This window comes from Mesorhizobium sp. BR1-1-13, from assembly GCF_020165515.1.
In the GTDB taxonomy this organism is placed as follows: domain Bacteria; phylum Pseudomonadota; class Alphaproteobacteria; order Rhizobiales; family Rhizobiaceae; genus Mesorhizobium.
The window spans coordinates 349,965-369,239 of the sequence record NZ_JAIUIH010000006.1 but is presented as its reverse complement, the minus strand read 5'-3'; the positions used below and the strand labels follow the sequence as shown (position 1 = coordinate 369,239).

Below are 19,275 nucleotides of genomic sequence, written 5' to 3'. Positions count from 1 at the left end.
CTTCTGTGTCAAAGGACGAAACATTAGGACCGATCCCGACACGGCGTCGATAAAAAAATCGAGGCGCCGCGGATTCAGCGGCCGGTGGTCGCCGCGGGTCCGCTTTCGTGCGTCTTCAGCCATCGCAGCACGAGCGCTTCCTCATCATCGAGACCGTCTATCGACCGTTTGCGCTTGTTGGCTTCCGCCATCTCGGCAAGCAGCCGTCCCTGCAGCCAGGCTTCGAAGACTTGCGGATGGATATAGCATTGGCGGCAGACGGCGCGCGTGTTGCCCAGCCGCTCGGCGACCCTGTCGATGACGCTGTTCATCGCCCGTTTCTGCTGTGCCTGGCTGTCGGGCAGCACCGTTTGCGCAAACAGCGACGCGGCGTGGATGGTGCCGCCCCATGTACGGAAATGTTTCGAGCTGAATGCATCGCCGATGGCCTCCCTGATGTAGCGGTTGACGTCCTCGGAGCGCACCGGGTGTCTGCTGCCGTCCTCGTCGAGATACTGGAACAGCTTTTGGCCCGGCAGGTCCTGCGCGCCCCGCACGATTCGCGCGATGCGGCGATCGACCAGCTTCAATTTCCATTCCTTGCCCGATTTGCCCTTGAAGGCGAACCGCAGGCTCGATCCCTTGATGTCGACATGGCGGTCCCGCAATGTCGTCAGGCCGAAGCTCTTGTTGTCGCGGGCGTAAGCGGCGTTGCCCACGCGGATCATGGTGTTGTCGAGCAGCCAGACGATCGCGGCGACGACGCGTTCGAGCGGCAGGCCGTGGCGGCGCAGGTCGCTGTCGATCCTGTGCCGAAGCTCCGGCAGGCTTTCGGCGAAGGCGACAAGGCTCGAATATTTGGCGCTGTCGCGCTCCTCGGCCCAATGCGGATGGTAGCGATATTGCTTGCGCCCCCGCTGGTCCCTGCCGGTCGCCTGGATATGTCCGTCCGCCGCGGCCGAGATCCAAACATCCGTCCAGGCCGGCGGGATCACAATCGCCTCGATGCGCGCTCGGGTGGCATCCGAGACCGGCCCGCCATCAGGTCCCCTGTAGGAAAATCCCTTGCCCGATTTCAGCCGGCGGATACCGGGCTCGGTATCGCTGACATAAACCAGTGCGGCGTGCTCGGCAGAGATCTGAGCACCGTTCTTTGGTGCGGCGTCGCCGTCGATAGTCAATCCGGATTTCTGCAGCATGCTGGCCCCACGGAAACACCCGTAGATAAGCCTCTAGGCCGAGCACTGGTTCCACTCCTGTCCGAAAAGTCGGCGGCCACCCACGCCGGCGGCGGACCCTGCATGGGGCGTTGCGCAAGGAGGCCTGACGTCAGGCCTTCTCCAGCACCACCGAAATGACGTCGACGGCTTGCTCTCCGACCTGTCCGCCGGTGGTCTTGAGAACGCCGACGATCGGCGCGACATCCGAATAGTCGCGGCCATAGCCGACGGTGATGTGATCGTTGGAGGCCCGCATGCCGTTGGTCGGGTCGAACTCCTGCCAGCCGGCATCGCGCCCGCACCACACCTTGACCCATGCATGCATGGCGTCGGCGCCCTCCAGCCCGGGCTTGCCCTTGGGCGGAATGGTGCGCAGGAAGCCGCTGACGTAGCCGGCCGGTATGCCGAGCCCGCGCAGGCCGGCGATCATGATATGCGAGAAATCCTGGCACACGCCGCGCTTCAGCCGGAAGGCATCGCCTGCCCTGGTGCGGACGGTGGTCGCCTCGTTGTCATAGGTGAAATCGCGGTGGATGCGATTGCAGAGGTTCATCGCCGTACCGGCGGCCGAGCCGCCGACGCTGTCGCGCGCATAGGCGGTAATCGCCGCATCGATGCCGGCGTGACCGCTGGCGGCCAGGAAATGGTGGGGTGTATCAGGCGCCAGCGAGCGCACGGCGGCGATCTCCTGACGCAGCCGGCTAAGGTCGGGCGACACGTCGAGCCCAGGCTCGGGCCGCGACACCGCCACGCGCGCGCTCATCCTGATGTCGAGTGCGTCATGCGCGTCGCGGAAGGCGATCGACGTGACGTTGTTGCCGAAGAAATCGGAAAAATCCGAGCGTTCGTTGGGCGCCGGCGCGAAGGATAGCGACGCTGCGACGACGCGCTGCACGCCGTCGATGGTCGGCGGCAGCACGCGCACCTGGTGACGACCGCCGCCGGCGACGGCGGCGTAATCGTAATGAAGGTGAAGCCTGATGTCGTAGAGCATGCCGGAGTCGCCTTAACCGAAATAGGCCTTGGCGAGGCTGCTGTAGAGCCCGCCTATCTCGCCGGCGAGATCGTTCAGCGCCTTCACAGTCATGTCCGCCGGCTCCTTGATGGCGATGGCTGTGTTGAGCTGCAGGATCTCCTTGGCCGCAGGCGACATGTGCCCTTCGCCGCCGATCGCCGGCAGCAGTCCGATCTCGGCCTTCAGCCGTTCGAGCTGGAACAGGATGGAACGCGGATTGAGCGGATCGAGCGCCAGAAGGTCGATCACCGTGCGGCGGCCGGCTTGCACAGGGTACTGCCGCCGGTGCGTCATGACGCTGTCGCCGATCTCCAGCATCATGTCGAGCGAGCCGTCCGGCGCCTTGTCACTGGTCAGCCGGGCGAGCGTGCTGGCGATCTGTATGCCGCGCTCCAGCCGCCGGCCGATCTCAAGGAAGCGCCAGCCCGCAAAGCGGTACATGTTCTCGTGCAGCAGGCCGGAAAAACCGGCGAGCTTGCGCAGGATGACGGTCATGGCCCGTGTCGCATCATCCCCCGGCGCCACCGTCGTCGCGAACTGATGAATGGTCTTCGACAGGTCCTTGAGGGCCAACCAGCCATCCGGCGAGAAACGGTCGCGGATCTGGCCGGCGCTGTAGACGGCGCTGTCCAGCGTGCCGATCAGCCCCGATGGGATCGCTGTTTCGACATCGATGCCGAACGGTTCGAGATGATCCCTGATGTCGGCCAGCAACGGCATATCCGGATCGGAGGTTTCGGCGAGCCGCACATGATAGGCACGCAGGATGCGCACAGTGTCCTCGGAGCGTTCGATGTAGCGGCCGAGCCAGGTCAGGTTTTCCGCCGCGCGGCTGGGCAGGCTGCCCGGCTTGGTGCGGCTGAAGCTGTCGCCCTCTTGCGGCAGCAGCGTCTCGCGCTCCACCGGCCTGTCGCTCACCACCCAGACGTCGGCAGCCTGGCCGCCGCGCTGCATGGCGATCGCCGTCGGATCGAGCGACAGGCCGATGCGGGCGAACCCTCCCGGCATCACCGTCCAGCCCTCGGGCGTACGCGCCAGATAGACACGCAGGCTTGCTGGCCGCGGCTCCAGCCAGCCGCCGACATAGACGGGCGTCGTCGAAAGCGTTACCGCTTCCTGGCCAACGAAAGCGTCGCCGTCGCGTTCGATGCGCGCCACCAGTTCCGCCCGTTCTCCGGCCGACAGCGCCGCGCCGAGCTTGGTCTGGTCGTCGTCCTCGAAGGCCAGCCGCGTCGACAGCGCCGGCCCGATCACCATGCGGTCGATATTGGCGAGCACATGCGCTCGGTCGGAGGGCTGCCCACACCACCATGTCGCGACGGTGGGTAGCTTGAGTTCCTCGCCCCGCAATTCGCGCGCGATCTTGGGCAGGAAGGCAAGCAGCGCGCGCGTTTCCATCAGGCCCGAGCCGAGCGCATTGACGGTGGAGACGCTGCCTTGCCGGATCGCCTCGACCAGGCCCGGCGTGCCGATTTGCGACTCCGAGCGCAGTTCCAACGGATCGGCGAACGCCGCGTCCAGCCGCCGCCACAGCACGCTGATCGGCATCAGCCCGGAAACGGTGCGCACCATCAGCCGGCCCCCGGAAACGGTCAGGTCCTCGCCTTCGAGCAGCATGATGCCGAGATAGCGGGCGATATAGGCGTGTTCGTAATAGGTCTCGTTGAGCGGTCCAGGCGTCAATATGGCGACGCGGCCGTCGGCTTCCCTGGCCATACCGATCAGCGCATCGCGAAAGCGCCGGAAGAAGCCGGCAAGGCGATGCACATGCATCTCGCCATAGATATCGGACAGCGCGCGCGTCGTTGCGACCCGGTTCTCCAGCGCGAAACCGGCGCCGGATGGTGCCTGAGTGCGGTCGCCCAGCACCCACCAGCGGCCGTCCGGCCCGCGGCCGAGTTCGAAGGCGCAGAAATGCAGGAAATGACCGCCGGCCGGCATGGTGCCGACGACGGGCCGCAGATATTCGGGGCTCGCCGCGACCAGTCCGGCCGGCAGGATGCCTTTTTCCACCAGCCGGTTCGGCCCGTATATATCGGCGATTATCTCTTCGAACAGCTCGGCGCGCTGCACAAGGCCGGCGCTGATCGCCGCCCACTCGCCGTCCTCGATGAGCACCGGAACATGCGCCAGCGGCCATTCGCGCTCGTTGGCGCCGGCCTTGTCGTAGACGCGGTAGTAGACGCCGGCGTCGCGCAGATACTGGTCGGCGCGGGCAAAACGATGGGCGAGTTCTTCGGCGCCGAGATCGTCGAGCGCCTCGATGAAATGCTTCCAGGCCGGACGGGGATTGCCCGACGCGTCGACCATCTCGTCGACGACGCCGTCGATGGGCTGGTACTGCTCCAGCAGGCGATGGATCTGCGCCTTGCCTCGTACCTGCTTGTGATTCCCCTTTGCCATCGCTGATCAGAGTCTTGGCGGGCGCCGAAGGTCAAGCGTCATTGGGAAATCTTCCGTGGGTTGTTCTTCGCGCAGCACATAGGTCGACGGCGTGTGGCCGCGCGCCTCGAAGCGGGCCAGCCGGCGCGCCTCCGCCTCATTGCCGTTGACCGGGAAAGTGTCGTAGTTGCGCCCGCCGGGATGCGCGACATGGTAGACGCAGCCGCCGATCGCCCTGCCCGTCCAGCGGTCGTAGATGTCGAAAACCAGCGGCGTGTTGACCGGCAGCGCCGGATGCAGGCCCGAAGCCGGCTGCCAGGCCTTGAAGCGCACGCCGGCCACCGCGACCTCGCGGTTGTCCGTCACCTTCATCGGCACCATGCGGCCGTTGCAGACGATGGCATGGCGCTCCGGGTTGAGGCGCTCGGTCCTGACCTGCAGCCGCTCGACCGAGGAATCGACGAAGCGCACGGTGCCGCCGATGGCCCCCTGCTCGCCCATCACATGCCACGGCTCCAGCGCCTGCCGCAGTTCCAGCTTGACGCCCGCATATTGGACCTCGCCGCAGAAGGGAAAGCGGAATTCGAGCTGGGCGTCGAACCATTCGGGCCGGAACGAGAAACCGTTGAGCTTGAGGTCATCGAGAACGTCGAGAAAATCCGCCCAGACATGATGCGGCAGCATGAAGCGGTCGTGCAGCGACGTGCCCCAGCGCACGAAACGGCCGTCTAGTGGGTTCTTCCAGGCGCGAGCGATGATCGCCCTGACCAGCAGTTGCTGCGCCAGGCTCATGCGCGCATTGGGCGGCATCTCGAAGCCGCGGAATTCGACCAGCCCCAGCCGTCCGGTCGGTCCATCCGGGGAGAACAGCTTGTCGATGCAGATTTCGGAGCGGTGCGTGTTGCCGGTGACGTCGGTCAACAGGTTACGGAACAGTCGGTCGACCAACCACGGCAGGGGTGCATTGCCTTGGTCCGGATGCGTTACCTGTGCCATGGCGATTTCGAGCTCGTAAAGCGTATCGTGGCGCGCCTCGTCGAAGCGCGGCGCCTGGCTGGTCGGGCCGATGAACAGGCCTGAGAACAGGTAGGATAGCGAGGGGTGCCGCTGCCATTGCAGCACCAGGCTCTTCAGCAGGTCGGGCCGGCGTAGGAACGGGCTGTCATTGGGCGTCGCGCCGCCGACCACGACATGGTTGCCGCCGCCGGTCCCGGTGTGGCGGCCGTCGATCATGAACTTGTCGGCGCCAAGCCGGGTCTGCCGCGCTTCCTCGTAGATCGCGGTCGTCGTCGCCACGCAATCCTGCCAGTTCGAGGCGGGGTGGATATTCACCTCGATGACGCCGGGATCGGGCGCCACGCGGATGACGTTGAGGCGTGGATCGTGCGGCGGGCCGTAGCCTTCGATATGCACGGGCAAGCCGATCGCCCTTGCCGCGTTCTCGGCAGCGGCCACAAGTTCGAGATAGTCTTCTAGCGCCTCGACCGGCGGCATGAACACGCAGAGCCGCCCATCGCGCGGCTCCACCGAAAGCGCCGTGCGCACCGCGCCGCCGATCTCGGTGATCTCCTGCTCGACGCGGTCTTGCTGTGCGGTCGCCGCCGTGAACGACGCCGCCTGCTGCCGGCGCGCCATCTCGTCAGCGCCTTCCAGCTCGGCCGGAGCCGCACCCGGCACGATCGCGTCGCGCGTCGGCAGCGAACCGCGCGGCAGGGAGGGGTCAACTGGCACGATATAGGGAAACTGTTCTGGCGGCACATAGGGCAGCGTGCCCAGCGGCAGACGATAGCCGACCGGTGAATCGCCCGGCACCAGGAACAGGCGGCCGCGCCTCGTCTTCCACTTCTCCGAGCGCCAGCGCTGGCCCGACGCCTGGCTGTTCCAGCGCTGCACCGGCAGCACATAGCCCGACGGCTTGGTCAGCCCGCGTTCGAACACCGTCGCCATGCGGCTGCGCTCTTCGGGATCCTCCAGCCTCGAATTGGACGGATCGACATTCTCCGGCAGCTTGCCTTCCTTGAGCAGCCACTCGGCCGGATCCTCATAGGCTTCGCTGACCATGGACGTTTCGATGCCGAGCTCGCCGGCGATCGCGGTCAGCAGGCTCTCGGCCTGCTTCGGACCGATATCGGCTTCGCTCTTCTCCCGCGCGATCAGCGACGGGTCGCTCCACACCGGCTCCCCGTCGGTGCGCCAGTAAAGCGAGAAGGTCCAGCGCGGCAGGCTTTCGCCGGGATACCATTTGCCCTGGCCGTAATGCAGGAAGCCGCCCGGCGCGAAGCGCTCGCGCAAGCGGCGGATCAGTGCGTCCGCCTTTTCGCGCTTGGTTGGGCCGACGGCCGCCGTGTTCCATTCGGCGGACTCGAAATCGTCGATCGACACGAATGTCGGTTCGCCGCCCATGGTCAGCCGCACGTCGCCGGCATCGAGCGCGGCGTCGACGTTTTTGCCCAGCGCATCGAGCGCCTGCCAGCTTTCATCCGAGAACGGCTTGGTGATGCGCGGATGCTCCGCGATGCGGTCGACCCGCATCTCGAAGCCGAACTCGACATTGGCGAAGCTCGCCATGCCAGAAATAGGCGCCGCGTTGCGGAAATGCGGCGTGGCGGCAAGCGGCACATGGCTCTCGCCGGTGAGCAGGCCCGAAGTCGGGTCGAAACCGACCCAGCCGGCGCCGGGAAGATAGACCTCGCACCAGGCATGCAGGTCGGTGAAGTCCACTGATGTACCGGCCGGCCCATCGAGCGCGACGAGGTCGGGCTTAAGCTGGATCAGGTAGCCCGAGACGAAGCGTGCCGCGATGCCGAGATGCCTCAGGATCTGCACCAAGAGCCAGCTCGAATCGCGACAAGAGCCTTTGGCAGCGGCCAACGTTTCCTCGGGCGAGAACACGCCGGTCTCCATGCGCACGATATAGGCGATCTCGCGCTGCAGCCGGGCATTGAGGTCGACGAGAAAACTGACCGTGTTTTTCGGGCTGGTATCGATGGTTTTCAGGAACGCCGAGAGCAGCGGGCCCGCCGGTTCCGGTGTGCGATAGATGGCGAGGTCGTCGCGTGTCTCTTCCGGATATTCAAACGGGAAATTTTCCGCCGTCTCCTCGACGAAGAAATCGAACGGATTATAGACCGTCATGTCGGCGACGAGGTCGACCTCGATCTTCAATTCACTCACCGGCTCGGGAAAAACGAAACGGGCAAGGAAATTGCCGTAAGGGTCCTGCTGGAGATTGACGAAGTGGTTCGCCGGCTCGACCTTCAACGAATGGCTGAGCACCTTGGTGCGCGAATGCGGCGCCGGCTGCAACCTGATCACCTGCGGACCAAGCACCACCGGCCGGTCGTATTTGTAATGGGTCAGGTGATAGACGGCGGCCAGAATTGCCATGGAGCCCCGGAGATCGGCGTTTAGCTGGCCGAACCCTGACACATCTGGCCGTCATTCTCCAAGCGGATGTTGCGCTGCACCTAACTTAAATGGCTGTTGAACGGGGTCGACTGGGTCATTCGCTACCCTCCATTGGCGAAGCCTTCTTGTCCTTCGTCATCCTAGGGCGCAGCAAGGAGCGCAGCGACGCGGCGTAGACCCTAGGATGACGAAGCCGCGGATCAAAAGAACGCCTGGATCCCCGTCTGCGCCCGTCCGAGGATCAGCGCGTGCACGTCATGCGTGCCCTCATAGGTGTTGACCGTCTCCAGATTCTGCGCGTGGCGCATCACGTGATAGCCGATCTGGATACCGTTGCCGCCATGCATGTCGCGCGCCTGGCGGGCGATGTCGAGCGCCTTGCCGCAATTGTTGCGCTTGACGACCGAGATCATCTCCGGCGCCATCTTGCCTTCGTCGAGCAGCCGCCCGACGCGCAACGAGGCCTGCAGCCCAAGTGCGATCTCGGTCTGCATGTCGGCGAGCTTCTTTTGGTAGAGTTGCGTGCCGGCCAGCGGCTTGCCGAACTGCTTGCGGTCGAGGCCATACTGGCGCGCGCGATGCCAGCAATCTTCGGCCGCGCCCATCGAACCCCAGGAAATGCCGTAGCGGGCCCGGTTGAGGCAGCCGAACGGCCCCTTCAGCCCCGACACGTTGGGCAGCAGAGCATCCTCGCCGACCTCGACGCCTTCCATCACCACCTCGCCGGTGATCGACGCCCGCAGCGACAGCTTGCCGCCGATCTTCGGCGCCGAAAGCCCCTTCATGCCCTTTTCCAGCACGAAGCCACGGATCTCGTCCTTGCCGTTCTCGCCCTTCAGCTTCGCCCAGACGACGAACACGTCGGCGACGGGCGCATTGGAGATCCACATCTTGGAGCCGGTAAGCTTGTAGCCATTGGCGGTCTTCTCGGCGCGCGTCTTCATGCCGCCGGGGTCGGAACCGGCATCCGGCTCGGTCAGGCCGAAACAGCCGATCCACTCGCCGCTGGCGAGCTTGGGCAGGTACTTCCTGCGCTGTTCGTCCGAGCCGTAGGCGTAGATCGGGTACATGACCAGCGACGACTGCACCGACATCATCGAACGATAGCCGGAATCGACGCGCTCCACTTCGCGGGCGACCAGGCCGTAGGTGACATAGTTGGCGCCGAGGCCGCCGAATTCTTCCGGAATGTTGATGCCGAGCAGGCCGGCCTCGCCCATCTCCCGAAAAATCGCCGTGTCGAAGGTCTCGTTGAGATAGGCTTCCTCGATGCGCGGCGCGAGCTTGTCGGCGGCGAAGGCCGCCGCCCCGTCCCGGACCATGCGCTCGTCTTCCGAAAGCTGGTCCTCGATCAGGAACGGGTCTTCCCAGACGAATGCATTCTTGTCGGCGGCCATGGCGTCTCGATCCTCAAAAACGGGGTGAAGCCCGGCTTATCGGCCCACAGCCTGAAAAAATCAAACGAAATTGCTTCACCGATCAATGAGCGTTAGGAATGGATCATGAGTGTTCAACGCCGCCTTTTGCCCAACATCAGCGCGCTTGCCGCCTTCGAGGCGGTGGCCCGGCTTGGCAGTTTCACCGCCGCAGCCCAGGAGCTGGATTTGACCCAGGGCGCCGTTAGTCGGCAGATCAGGCTCCTTGAGGACCAGTTCGGCCGCCGGCTGTTCGAGCGCGACAGCCGCAATGTCCGGTTGTCGGCGGCGGGCGAAACCTACGCAGAAGCGGTGCGTTCGGCGCTTGGCCAATTGCGCGACGCAGCGCTTGGATTGATGAGCAATCGGCATAGCGGCATCCTGAACCTCGCAATCCTGCCGACCTTCGGCACGCGCTGGCTGATGCCGATGATCCCAGACTTCGTCGACAACAATCCCGACATCACCATCAACTTCGTCACCCGCGTCGGCCGCTTCGACTTCGCCAGAGAGCGGCTGGACGCCGCCATCCATTATGGTCTGCCGGACTGGCCCGAGGCAGACTCGACGCTGCTGGTGCGGGAGGTGGTGGCCCCGGTGGTGTCGCCCGAATTCCTCGCCGAGCGTTCCATCGCCACGCCGGCCGACATCGGCCGTCTGCCGCTGCTGCACATGGCGACGCGGCCTGGCGCCTGGACAGAATGGTTTGAGCATCAGGGCCTGAGCCCGCCGACCGGACCGGGTATGCAGTTCGAACAGTTCGGCACCGCCGTCCAGGCCTGCATGGCGGGTCTGGGCGTGGCTCTGCTGCCGCAAATCCTCATCTCAGGCGAGTTGCAGCGCGGCCAGCTGGTGCTCGCGCCCGGCCAGCCTATGCACAGCCGCAGCGCCTATTATCTCGTCGTCCCTCACGACAAGCGCGGCCATCCGCCGGTCGCGAGTTTTCGAGATTGGCTGACGAGCCAGGTTGAAAAGGACCCGGCTGTTCTGGCGTGGTAGCTACTTCCGCTTCAACGCATCCGCCAACGCCGCGCCGAACGCACCTTGCTGTGTCGGCCGCTCCGGCTGGCGCTGCGGCGCGGGCGAGCGTGGCGCCGGCTTGCCGCCGCCATTGTCGCGCGGGCCGCGCGATGCGCCGCCCTCGCTGCCATCCCTGCGCATGGAAAGCGCGATGCGCTTGCGCTTGATGTCGACGTCGACGACCCGCACCTTGACCACGTCGCCGGCCTTGACCACCTCATGCGCGTCCTTGATGAAACGGTCGGCCAGTTGCGAAACGTGCACCAGCCCGTCCTGGTGAACGCCGATGTCGACGAAGGCGCCGAAGGCGGCGACATTGGTGACGGTGCCTTCCAGCAGCATGCCGGGCTTCAGATCCTTGATGTCGTCGATGCCATCGGCGAAGGTTGCCGTCTTGAAGCCGGGGCGCGGATCGCGGCCGGGCTTTTCCAGCTCGGCCAAAATGTCGCGCACCGTCGGCAGGCCGAACCGCTCGTCCACGAAAACGCGCGGATCGAGCGCCTTCAGCGCCGCACTGTCGCCCATCAGCGAACGCACATCGCGCCCGCAGGCGGCGACGATCTTTTTGGCCACGCCGTAGGCTTCCGGATGCACGGCCGAGGCGTCGAGCGGCTCGGAGCCGTTCGGGATGCGCAGGAAGCCGGCGCATTGCTCGAACGCACGCGGCCCGAGGCGGGAGACCTTGAGCAAATCCTTGCGGCTGGCGAACGGGCCGGTGGCATCGCGATGCGCGACGATGGCGTCTGCGAGCGACGCCCCGAGCCCTGAAACCCGCGCCAGAAGCGGCGCCGAAGCCGTGTTGAGATCGACGCCAACCGCGTTGACGGCGTCCTCGACCACCGCCTCCAGCGAGCGGCCAAGCCGGTACTGGTCGACATCGTGCTGGTACTGGCCGACGCCGATCGATTTCGGTTCGATCTTGACCAGTTCGGCCAGCGGATCCTGCAGGCGGCGCGCGATCGACACAGCACCGCGCAATGACACGTCGAGGCCGAGGAATTCGGCCGCCGCCGTCGCCGAAGCCGAATAGACCGAAGCGCCGGCCTCGCTGACGATCACCTTGAGCGGCTTCGGCCCGCCGTCGGAAGGCATGTCGGACAGCATGTCGGCGACCAGCTTTTCCGTTTCGCGGCTGCCGGTGCCGTTGCCGATCGAGATCAGCTCGACCTTGTGCAGGCGAACGAGCTTGGTCAGCTCCGCCTGCGTGCCACGCACATCGTTCCTGGGCGGGAACGGATAGACCGTTGTCGTCGCCACCAGCTTGCCGGTGCCGTCGACCACCGCGACCTTGACGCCGGTGCGGATGCCAGGGTCGAGCCCCATCGTCGGCCGCGACCCGGCGGGGGCGGCGAGCAGCAGATCCTTCAAATTGCGGGCGAAGACGTGGATCGCCTCTTCCTCGGCCCGTTCGCGCAGGTCGCGCATCAGGTCAAGCGTCAGGTGCAGCGACAGTTTTATGCGCCAGGTCCAGCCCGCAACCTCCATCAGCCAGCGGTCGCCCGGCAGGCTGCCGCCGATCGCGTAGGCATTGGCGATCATCCGCTCTACCGGCTTCACCGGCGACGAGTCGTCCGCATCGACCTCGATATCGAGCGACAGCACCTCCTCGTTGCGGCCGCGCAGCATCGCCAGCGCGCGGTGGCTCGGCACGGTGGCCCAGCGCTCGACATGGTCGAAATAGTCGGAGAATTTCGCACCCGTCTCCTGCTTACCGTCGACCACCCTGGCGCGCATGAAAGCGTGCTCCTTCATGTAGGCGCGCAGCTTGCCGACCAGATCGGCATTCTCGGCGAACTGTTCCGACAGGATGTCGCGCGCGCCCTCAAGTGCCGCCTTGGCGTCCGCCACGTCCTCGGTCAGATAGGCCAGTGCGAGTTCCGCCGGCACCAGCGAGCGGTCGGCCAGGATGGCTTCCGCCAGTGGTCCCAGCCCACGCTCCCGGGCGATCTCCGCCTTGGTGCGGCGCTTGGGCTTGTAGGGCAGGTAGATGTCTTCCAGCTCGGCCTTGGTGACGGCGGCGGCGATCTTGGTTTCGAGCTCGTCGGTGAGCTTGCCCTGCTCCCGGATGGAGCCAAGGATTGTGTCGCGCCGGGCGTCTAGTTCGCGCAGATAGGCAAGACGCTCCGACAGCAGGCGCAGTTGCGTGTCGTCGAGCCCGCCTGTCACCTCCTTGCGGTAGCGCGCCACGAACGGCACGGTCGCGCCTTCATCGAGCAGCCCGATGGCAGCGGCAGCCTGTTCGGGCCGCGCTGTGATCTCGGTCGCGATAATGGCTGCGATGCGCTTGATGTCGGATGCCATGCCGTTCCTGCTCTTCTCGAAAAGAGCGGCGACCATAGGCGCAGATATCCGGTCCGCCAACCGTGACGTTTTCGCCGGCGACAGAGGTCCACAGGAAAGTGCGCACCGATGTTGCGGCCGCTCAGACCATCCGGCTCAGCGCTTCGAAGAACGCGACGATCTCGAGATCGAGCGGATCGTCGACCGGCTCGGGCTGCGACGACATCTTGGCGATCACCACTTCCTTTCGAGGATCGACATAGAGCCACTGGCCATGGATGCCGATGCCGCAATAGGCGCCGTTCTCATGTCCTGTCTGGTACCATTTGTTGCGGTAGCGGCCCTTGGGAAACAGCGGCAGCATGGCACCGCGCTGCCATGCTTCAGAGCTGCCGCCGGTTACCGTGGTGTCGCGCACCCAGACCTCTGGCACGATGCGGCGGCCATTCGCAGTGCCTCCTTGCCGCATCATCTCGCCGACGCGCGCCAGATCGCGCGGCGTCACCGAGATGCCGCCGGCGGTGCGCGCCGTGCCCTCCATGTCGACCGCCACCGAAGCTTCGCCGGCAGCACCCAGCGGCAGCCACAGTTTCTCGCGCATCAGGTCGGCGAAGCGCTGGCCGGACGCCCGTTCGAGCAGCAGGCCAAGCAGGTCGGAATTGGGCGACCGGTAGCGGAAGGTCTGGCCATGCGGCTCGGCGAGGCGCTGCAGGGTCAGGAGGAATTCACGCAGGCTTTCCGTGCCGCCGCCGGGGTTCCACAAGGTGGCCCGACGGTAACGAGCAAAGGCGCTTTCGGGATCGAGATAGGCTTCTTCGAAATCGAGGCTGACACTCATATCGAGCACATGCCGCACGGTAGCCTCCCCATAGGCCGAATCGCCGGCTTCCGGCATGTAGGCGGTCACCGGCGCTTCCGGATCGAACACGCCCTCGCCTTCCAATATGCCGGCGACGATCGCCGTCACCGACTTGCTGATCGAAAAGATGATGTGGCGGGCGCCGAAATCCATATGCGGCGCAAACCAGTCGCCGACGATCCTGCCGCCTTTCATGACGGTCAGCGCGTCCGTGTGCGAGCGGCTGAGAAAAGCCGCGACGGTTTCCGGCGTGCTCGCCAGCACGACCTTTTCATTGAGCAATCCGCCGAAATCCTCCGCCGGCGCCTCGTTGACCGGCAGGGCGGCGACGCGCGCGCTCGGCACCAGCTCGCCGACGTTCTGGAACGACCATCGGTTGAACGGGTTCTCGCGCCAATTGGCGAGCAGCACCTGGTTGCGGCGGAAGCCGTATTTGCCCTCGAACGTCGTCTTGCCGGTCATGGCATTTCCTTCCGGGTCGTTTCTTGGGGGTTCAGCTCAGCGCGGCGGCGATGGCATGCACGGCCTTCAGCGTCGCCATGGAGTAGGCGACATTGCTGAAATCCGGCCAGCTCGAAAGCTTGACCACGACCATCCGCGTATCCCAGTCGATGTGGATCATCTGCCCGAACACGCCCCGGCACATCAGCGCCTGCGAATGCGGATCCTCGATCCAGAACTGGTTGCGGTAGCTGCCCTCCGGCAGGCTCGGACTGAAGCCCGGCCCGTGGCTGCCGCTGCGCGTCGCCTCGATCCAGTCGGCCGGTATCACGCCGCCGCCATTGTCGAGGATCAGCTGGCCGAAGCGGGCATAATCGCGCAGAGTCGCGTTGAAGCCGCCATCGGCCAGCGCGTAGCCGGCGCTGTCGACGGTGAAGCAGGCGCTTTCATCGGCGCCGAGCTTTTGCCAGAGTTCTTCCGAAACCAACTGCGCCAGCCGCTTGCCGGTGACGCGCTCCATGATGAAGGCCAGCACATCGGTCTCGACCGAGCGGTACTCGAATGCCGCCCCATGTGGCCGGACAACGTCCTTCAAGCCCAGGATCAGCTCGAACATGTGCGTGGGCCAGCGAAAGTCCGGATCGCTCCCCGGCGGCACTGGCTTCCAGCCGGTGGCGACATCGACCTGGCCTATATCGGAATAGCGATCGGTGTACTCTTCGGAAAAACGCACCCCGCTCGTCATGTCGAGCACGTGCTGGACGTTGGCGCCGGCCCATCCGGTTGCCTTCAGCTCCGGCAGGTAGTCGGTGACCGGTTTTGCCGGATCGACCAGCCCGCGCCCGGCCAGTATGCCGAACACCGAGCCGGTGACCGACTTGGCCATGGACTGCGACAGATGCAGCGTGCGCTCGTCCATGCCGTTGAAGTAGCGCTCATAGGCGATCTTGCCGTCCTTGAGCACCAGGAAACCATCCGTATAGGTCTCGTCGAGGAGGCCCGCGAGCGTCGTCTTCCGTCCCGTGCTGTCCTCGACCGGCAGACCGTCGAGATCGACCTCGGCGCGTTCGAGGCGGTGACGATGGCCGCTGCCGCGCCAGACTTCGACGGTCGGCAGAATTTCCCTGATGTGCTGGAAGGCCCAGCGGTTCCAGGGCGGCCTGTCCCAGTCGAGCCTTGGTGGCACCTTGGCGGGCGGCGAGCCCTGCATGATCGGCGGCCGCAGATCGCTGTTGCGATAGGAGTCCATGAAAGCCATTCCCGGAAACGGAAAAGACCCGGCAGCATGTGCCGCCGGGTCCGTCACGCAGCGATTACTTCTGCAGTTCGGTCCAGATCTTGGTGTAAAGTTCCTGCGTCTCTGGTGCGCACATCTGCTGCAGTTCGCCAAGCGGCTTGGCGTCGGCCGGAATGACGACTTCCGGCGCGTCCTTCATGTCGGCAGGCATATACTTGTCCGAACCGGCGATGGCATTGGCGTAACGGTGGAAGGCCGAGAGGCCGGCCGCGTTTTCCGGATCCATGATGAAGTTCTGGAACAGCTTGGCGTTCTCGACGTTCTTGGCCTCTTTCAGGACGACGACGTTGTCGCTCCACAGGCCAAAGCCTTCCTTCGGATAATTGTAGTGAATGGCCGGGTTGGCGAGGCGCTGGCGCAAAGCCGAGCCGTTCCAGTCGCTGGTTGCCTTGAAGTCGCCGGCGCCCATCTTCTCGATGGTATTGTATTCCATCGCGATCCAGTTCGGCTTCGCCGCCACCAGGAGGTCGCGCACCTTCTTCAGGACCGCCTTGTCGTCGGTGCACTGCTGGCCCCCGACATATTTGATCGCGGCGAACATTACGTCGCCCATCTCCGGAACGACGTTGACCTTGCCCTTCAGCTCGTCCGGGGTGTTGAAGATGATGCCCCACGTGTTGGCCGGGCCCTTGTAGGCGTCGGTGTTGACGACGACGCCGATCGTGCCCCAGGCCCACGGAACCGTGTATTTGCGGCCCGGATCGAAGTCGGGATTGGCCCATTCCGGCGCCACGTTCTTGAAGTTCTCCATCTTGCCCGGATCGGTTTCCTGAACGAGGCCTTCCTTGATCCAGATCGGTACATAGGTCTGCGAAGGCACGGCAATGTCAAAACCGGTCCCGCCCTGGCGCACCTTGGCAAGCGCGGTATCGTTGGAATCGTAGTCGGTGATGGTCACCTTGACGTTGTATTTGGCTTCGAACTTCTTGATCACGTCGGGGCTGGTGTAGTTGCCCCAATTGTAGATGTTGAGCACGCCGTCGGCGCGGGCAAGGCCCGTCGAAGCGAGCAACGCCAACCCCATGGCGGACGCCGTTGTCTTCCAGTTCATCGTTTTAGCTCCCATTATCGGTTTCAGTCTCGTTTCCTGCTGACAAAGAAAAACAACGTGACGATCGCGACCGAAAGCAGCAGGAAGGCGGTCGATATCGCGTTGATCTCGGGTGTGATGCCACGGCGGATCTGGCCGAGCATGTAGGTGGGCAGCGTGTCCTGGCCGCCCGACTTGACGAATTCGGTGATGACGACGTCATCGAGCGAGATGACGAAAGCCAGCATCAGGCCAGCGAGGATGCCGGGCCACAAAAGCGGCAGCGTGATGCGGCGGAAGGTCTTCCACGGCGTCGCATAGAGGTCGGCGGCGGCGCGTTCCAGCGTCAGGTCCATATTCTCCAGCCGCGCCCGGATCGGCAGGTAGGCAAACGGGATGCAGAACGCCGTATGTGCGGCGATCAGGTAGCCAAGGCCGGAATAGCCGGTGAAGATCTTGATGCGCGAGAAGAAGATCAGCAGCGCCACACCGGTGACGATTTCGGGCACCATCAGCGGCTGGTTGATGGCCGCGTATTTGAAGGTCAGCCCGGGATAGGGCGGTGTGCGCGTGGTGGCGAGCGCGGCCATGGTGGCGAAGATGGTGGCAAGGGCCGCCGCTATGGCGCCGATCTGGAAGGAACGCAGCGTCGCATCGATGACCTGCGTGTTCTGCCAGGCCGACTGGAACCATTTGAGCGAAAACTCGCCCCATTCCGAGGTCGAGCTCGCCGCGTTGAACGCGTAGATGACCAGCACGATGATCGGCAGATAGAGCACGACGAAACAGGTCGCCGCGATCGCGGTGAAGCCCGGCTGGTGCTTGATCGAGAAATTGCTAGCCATGACGCACCCCCGACTTGCCGGCGTTGCGCACATAGGCCAGCAGCGCCACCATGACGATGATCATGACCGTGATCGACAGCGCCGAGCCAAGCGGCCAGTTGCGGCCCTGTCCGAACTGCAATTCGATCAGGTTGGACAGCATCATGTTCTTGCCGCCGCCAAGCACGCTCGGCGTCACATAGGCGCCAAGGGCCGGAATGAAGACCAGGATGGAGCCGGCGATGACCCCGGGTTTGACCAGCGGGAAAATGATCTTGCGCAGCACCTTGAAGCGCGTCGCGTAGAGATCGTAGCCAGCCTCGACCAGCCGGAAATCGAGTTTTTCCATGCTGGCATAGATCGGCAGCACCATCAGCGGCAGGTAGACATAGGCCATGCCGATCAGGATCGCCGTGTCGGTGTAGAGGATCTGGACCGGCGCCGAGACGATGCCGAGCTTTAGAAGAATGGTATTGACGATGCCTTCGTTGCGGATGATCTGCAGCACGGCGAAGGTACGGATCAGAAGGTTGGTCCAGAACGGAATGGTGATCAGGAACAGCCAGAGATCCCTGGTCTTCTCGCTGCGCGTCGCCATGAAATAGGCGGTCGGGAAGCCGAGCGCCAAAGTCGCCAGCGTCGTCACCACCGCGAGCTTGATCGAGCGCAGGAAAATGGTGACGTGGGCGGCCGCGAGCGACAGCGTGTCGTCGAAAATGTCGCGTTCCATGAACACCGACACCCAGGCTTCCGGCGAAAATTGCCACTTCACGTCGCCATAGGCGCCGGGCGTCAGGAACGAATAGACGAGCACGATCAGCAACGGGCCGGTCGCGGCGAGAAAAATGACCAGCAGCGCCGGCGCTGACAAAAGCCAGCGGTCGCGGACGTCGCGCCGCTCCGCTGCCTTGGCGACTTCTTCGGCGGTGGCCATCAGTCCCTCAGCACTTGCGCGGCGTCGTTGCCGATCAGGATGCCGACCTTGTCGCCGCGCTCGAAACCGCAGCCGGCGCTGCGCGTGTTCTGCTGGCGCACGGTGAAGGCCTCGCCGCTGTCGAGGCGGACATGGATGTGCGTGTCGGTGCCGAAATAGACGATGTTGTCGACCGTGCCCGACAGGTCGCCCTTGCTCTTGGTCAGCTTGGCATGCTCCGGCCTCACCACCACGGTGGCGTTGTCCTTCGGCTGGAAGCCTTCGGCGACGGTCGCCTCGATGGTGGTGCCGGATTTGAGCGTCGCGCGCGCCTTGCCGTTGCCGGTGCCCGATATGGCCGCGGTGAGAAAGTTGGTCTCGCCGATGAAGTCGGCGACGAAGCGTTCGGCAGGCTTGTCGTAGATATCCCAGGGCGAGCCGACTTGCAGGATCTTGCCCGACGACATCACCGCGATGCGGTCCGACATCGTCAGCGCCTCTTCCTGGTCATGGGTGACGAAGATGAAGGTGATTCCGGTCTCGTGCTGCAGCCGTTTCAACTCGATCTGCATCTCCTTGCGCAGCTTGTAGTCGAGCGCCGAGAGCGGCTCGTCGAGCAGCAGCACCTTCGGTTGCGGCGCGAGCGCCCGGGCCAGCGCCACGCGCTGCTGCTGGCCGCCGGAAATCTGGCCGGTGCGCCGGCCCGCCAGCGCCTCCATCTTGACCAGCTTCAGCATCTCGGCAACGCGCGCCTTGATCTGCGCCTTTGGCTTGCCCAGCATCTCCAGGCCGAAGCCGATATTGTCGGCCACCGTCATGTGAGGGAACAGCGCATAGGACTGGAAGACGGTGTTGACCGGTCGCTTGAAGGGCGGCAATGGCGCGATGTCCTGGCCGTAGAGCAGGATTTCACCGGCGGTTGGAAAGTCGAAGCCGGCGATCAGCCGCAGCAAGGTGGTCTTGCCGCAGCCGGATGGTCCCAGCAGTGTGAAGAACTCGTTCTCGCGGATGGATACCGAGACTGTGTCGAGGGCAGCGACCTGCCCCTCACCCGATCCGAAAATTTTGCTGACGTTTACTACTTCAATCGCATTCCGATCCGGTTTGTCCGGCACGATTACGCCTCACTGTTGACCCCGCTCTTGCTGGCGGAGCTTTTCCCCAGTTGGATGTGACCACACGGCCGGAGGGT

Annotated in this window: 13 protein-coding genes; 1 reads left to right on the top strand and 12 read right to left on the bottom strand. The window is 64.6% G+C overall.

The genetic code is table 11. The features are described from left to right. Positions 1-74: 74 nt before the first annotated feature. From LB533_RS17180 to LB533_RS17160, 5 genes are all read right to left on the bottom strand, one after another. Positions 75-1,178: a DNA topoisomerase IB gene (locus LB533_RS17180; protein ID WP_140641522.1), complete on the bottom strand. Its 1,104-nt coding sequence runs from the start codon at positions 1,176-1,178 to the stop codon at positions 75-77. 130 nt (positions 1,179-1,308) lie between these two features. Beyond that, a complete protein-coding gene (locus LB533_RS17175; protein ID WP_140641524.1) occupies positions 1,309-2,193 on the bottom strand; it encodes a transglutaminase domain-containing protein in 885 nt (294 codons plus the stop codon). Between the two features lie 12 nt (positions 2,194-2,205). Further along, positions 2,206-4,617, bottom strand: coding sequence for a circularly permuted type 2 ATP-grasp protein (locus LB533_RS17170; protein WP_224677796.1), 2,412 nt, complete (start codon positions 4,615-4,617; stop codon positions 2,206-2,208). A gap of 6 nt (positions 4,618-4,623) precedes the next feature. Further along, positions 4,624-7,983 carry a DUF2126 domain-containing protein gene (locus tag LB533_RS17165; protein WP_140641528.1) on the bottom strand — a complete coding sequence of 1,120 codons (3,360 nt, stop codon included), beginning with the start codon at positions 7,981-7,983 and terminating at the stop codon, positions 4,624-4,626. A 221-nt stretch (positions 7,984-8,204) separates the two neighbouring features. After that, positions 8,205-9,401: an acyl-CoA dehydrogenase gene (locus LB533_RS17160; RefSeq protein WP_140641530.1), complete on the bottom strand. Its 1,197-nt coding sequence runs from the start codon at positions 9,399-9,401 to the stop codon at positions 8,205-8,207. Between the two features lie 105 nt (positions 9,402-9,506). Here LB533_RS17160 and LB533_RS17155 point away from each other — a divergent pair, with 105 nt between their 5' ends. Beyond that, entirely contained in the window at positions 9,507-10,418 is a 912-nt protein-coding gene (locus LB533_RS17155; protein ID WP_224677795.1) for a LysR family transcriptional regulator, read from the top strand. On the opposite strand, the gene LB533_RS17150 is transcribed toward LB533_RS17155, so the two are convergent. The 7 genes from LB533_RS17150 to LB533_RS17120 all read right to left on the bottom strand — a co-directional run bounded on the left by LB533_RS17150 (position 10,419) and on the right by LB533_RS17120 (position 19,198). Then, complete coding sequence (locus LB533_RS17150) at positions 10,419-12,740, bottom strand: Tex family protein (RefSeq protein ID WP_140641754.1); 2,322 nt, start codon at positions 12,738-12,740, stop codon at positions 10,419-10,421. Between the two features lie 121 nt (positions 12,741-12,861). Continuing rightward, positions 12,862-14,040 carry a serine hydrolase domain-containing protein gene (locus LB533_RS17145; protein WP_224677794.1) on the bottom strand — a complete coding sequence of 393 codons (1,179 nt, stop codon included), beginning with the start codon at positions 14,038-14,040 and terminating at the stop codon, positions 12,862-12,864. A gap of 31 nt (positions 14,041-14,071) precedes the next feature. Continuing rightward, entirely contained in the window at positions 14,072-15,268 is a 1,197-nt protein-coding gene (locus LB533_RS17140) for a serine hydrolase domain-containing protein (protein ID WP_140641536.1), read from the bottom strand. A 64-nt stretch (positions 15,269-15,332) separates the two neighbouring features. After that, complete coding sequence (locus tag LB533_RS17135; protein ID WP_140641538.1) at positions 15,333-16,367, bottom strand: extracellular solute-binding protein; 1,035 nt, start codon at positions 16,365-16,367, stop codon at positions 15,333-15,335. Positions 16,368-16,390: 23 nt separating this feature from the next. Next, positions 16,391-17,191 carry an ABC transporter permease gene (locus LB533_RS17130; protein ID WP_224677793.1) on the bottom strand — a complete coding sequence of 267 codons (801 nt, stop codon included), beginning with the start codon at positions 17,189-17,191 and terminating at the stop codon, positions 16,391-16,393. Continuing rightward, positions 17,184-18,104: an ABC transporter permease gene (locus LB533_RS17125; protein ID WP_140549687.1), complete on the bottom strand. Its 921-nt coding sequence runs from the start codon at positions 18,102-18,104 to the stop codon at positions 17,184-17,186. Before LB533_RS17125 ends, LB533_RS17130 begins: the two co-directional genes overlap by 8 nt. Continuing rightward, complete coding sequence (locus LB533_RS17120) at positions 18,104-19,198, bottom strand: ABC transporter ATP-binding protein (RefSeq protein ID WP_140641544.1); 1,095 nt, start codon at positions 19,196-19,198, stop codon at positions 18,104-18,106. Before LB533_RS17120 ends, LB533_RS17125 begins: the two co-directional genes overlap by 1 nt. Between the last annotated feature and the right edge of the window lie 77 nt (positions 19,199-19,275).

Coding starts and splice junctions, on each gene's coding strand:
- LB533_RS17180 (WP_140641522.1), bottom strand. CDS start 1,178: ATGCTGCAGAAATCCGGATTGACTATCGACGGCGACGCCGCACCAAAG.
- LB533_RS17175 (WP_140641524.1), bottom strand. CDS start 2,193: ATGCTCTACGACATCAGGCTTCACCTTCATTACGATTACGCCGCCGTC.
- LB533_RS17170 (WP_224677796.1), bottom strand. CDS start 4,617: ATGGCAAAGGGGAATCACAAGCAGGTACGAGGCAAGGCGCAGATCCAT.
- LB533_RS17165 (WP_140641528.1), bottom strand. CDS start 7,983: ATGGCAATTCTGGCCGCCGTCTATCACCTGACCCATTACAAATACGAC.
- LB533_RS17160 (WP_140641530.1), bottom strand. CDS start 9,401: ATGGCCGCCGACAAGAATGCATTCGTCTGGGAAGACCCGTTCCTGATC.
- LB533_RS17155 (WP_224677795.1), top strand. CDS start 9,507: ATGAGTGTTCAACGCCGCCTTTTGCCCAACATCAGCGCGCTTGCCGCC.
- LB533_RS17150 (WP_140641754.1), bottom strand. CDS start 12,740: ATGGCATCCGACATCAAGCGCATCGCAGCCATTATCGCGACCGAGATC.
- LB533_RS17145 (WP_224677794.1), bottom strand. CDS start 14,040: ATGACCGGCAAGACGACGTTCGAGGGCAAATACGGCTTCCGCCGCAAC.
- LB533_RS17140 (WP_140641536.1), bottom strand. CDS start 15,268: ATGGACTCCTATCGCAACAGCGATCTGCGGCCGCCGATCATGCAGGGC.
- LB533_RS17135 (WP_140641538.1), bottom strand. CDS start 16,367: ATGAACTGGAAGACAACGGCGTCCGCCATGGGGTTGGCGTTGCTCGCT.
- LB533_RS17130 (WP_224677793.1), bottom strand. CDS start 17,191: ATGGCTAGCAATTTCTCGATCAAGCACCAGCCGGGCTTCACCGCGATC.
- LB533_RS17125 (WP_140549687.1), bottom strand. CDS start 18,104: ATGGCCACCGCCGAAGAAGTCGCCAAGGCAGCGGAGCGGCGCGACGTC.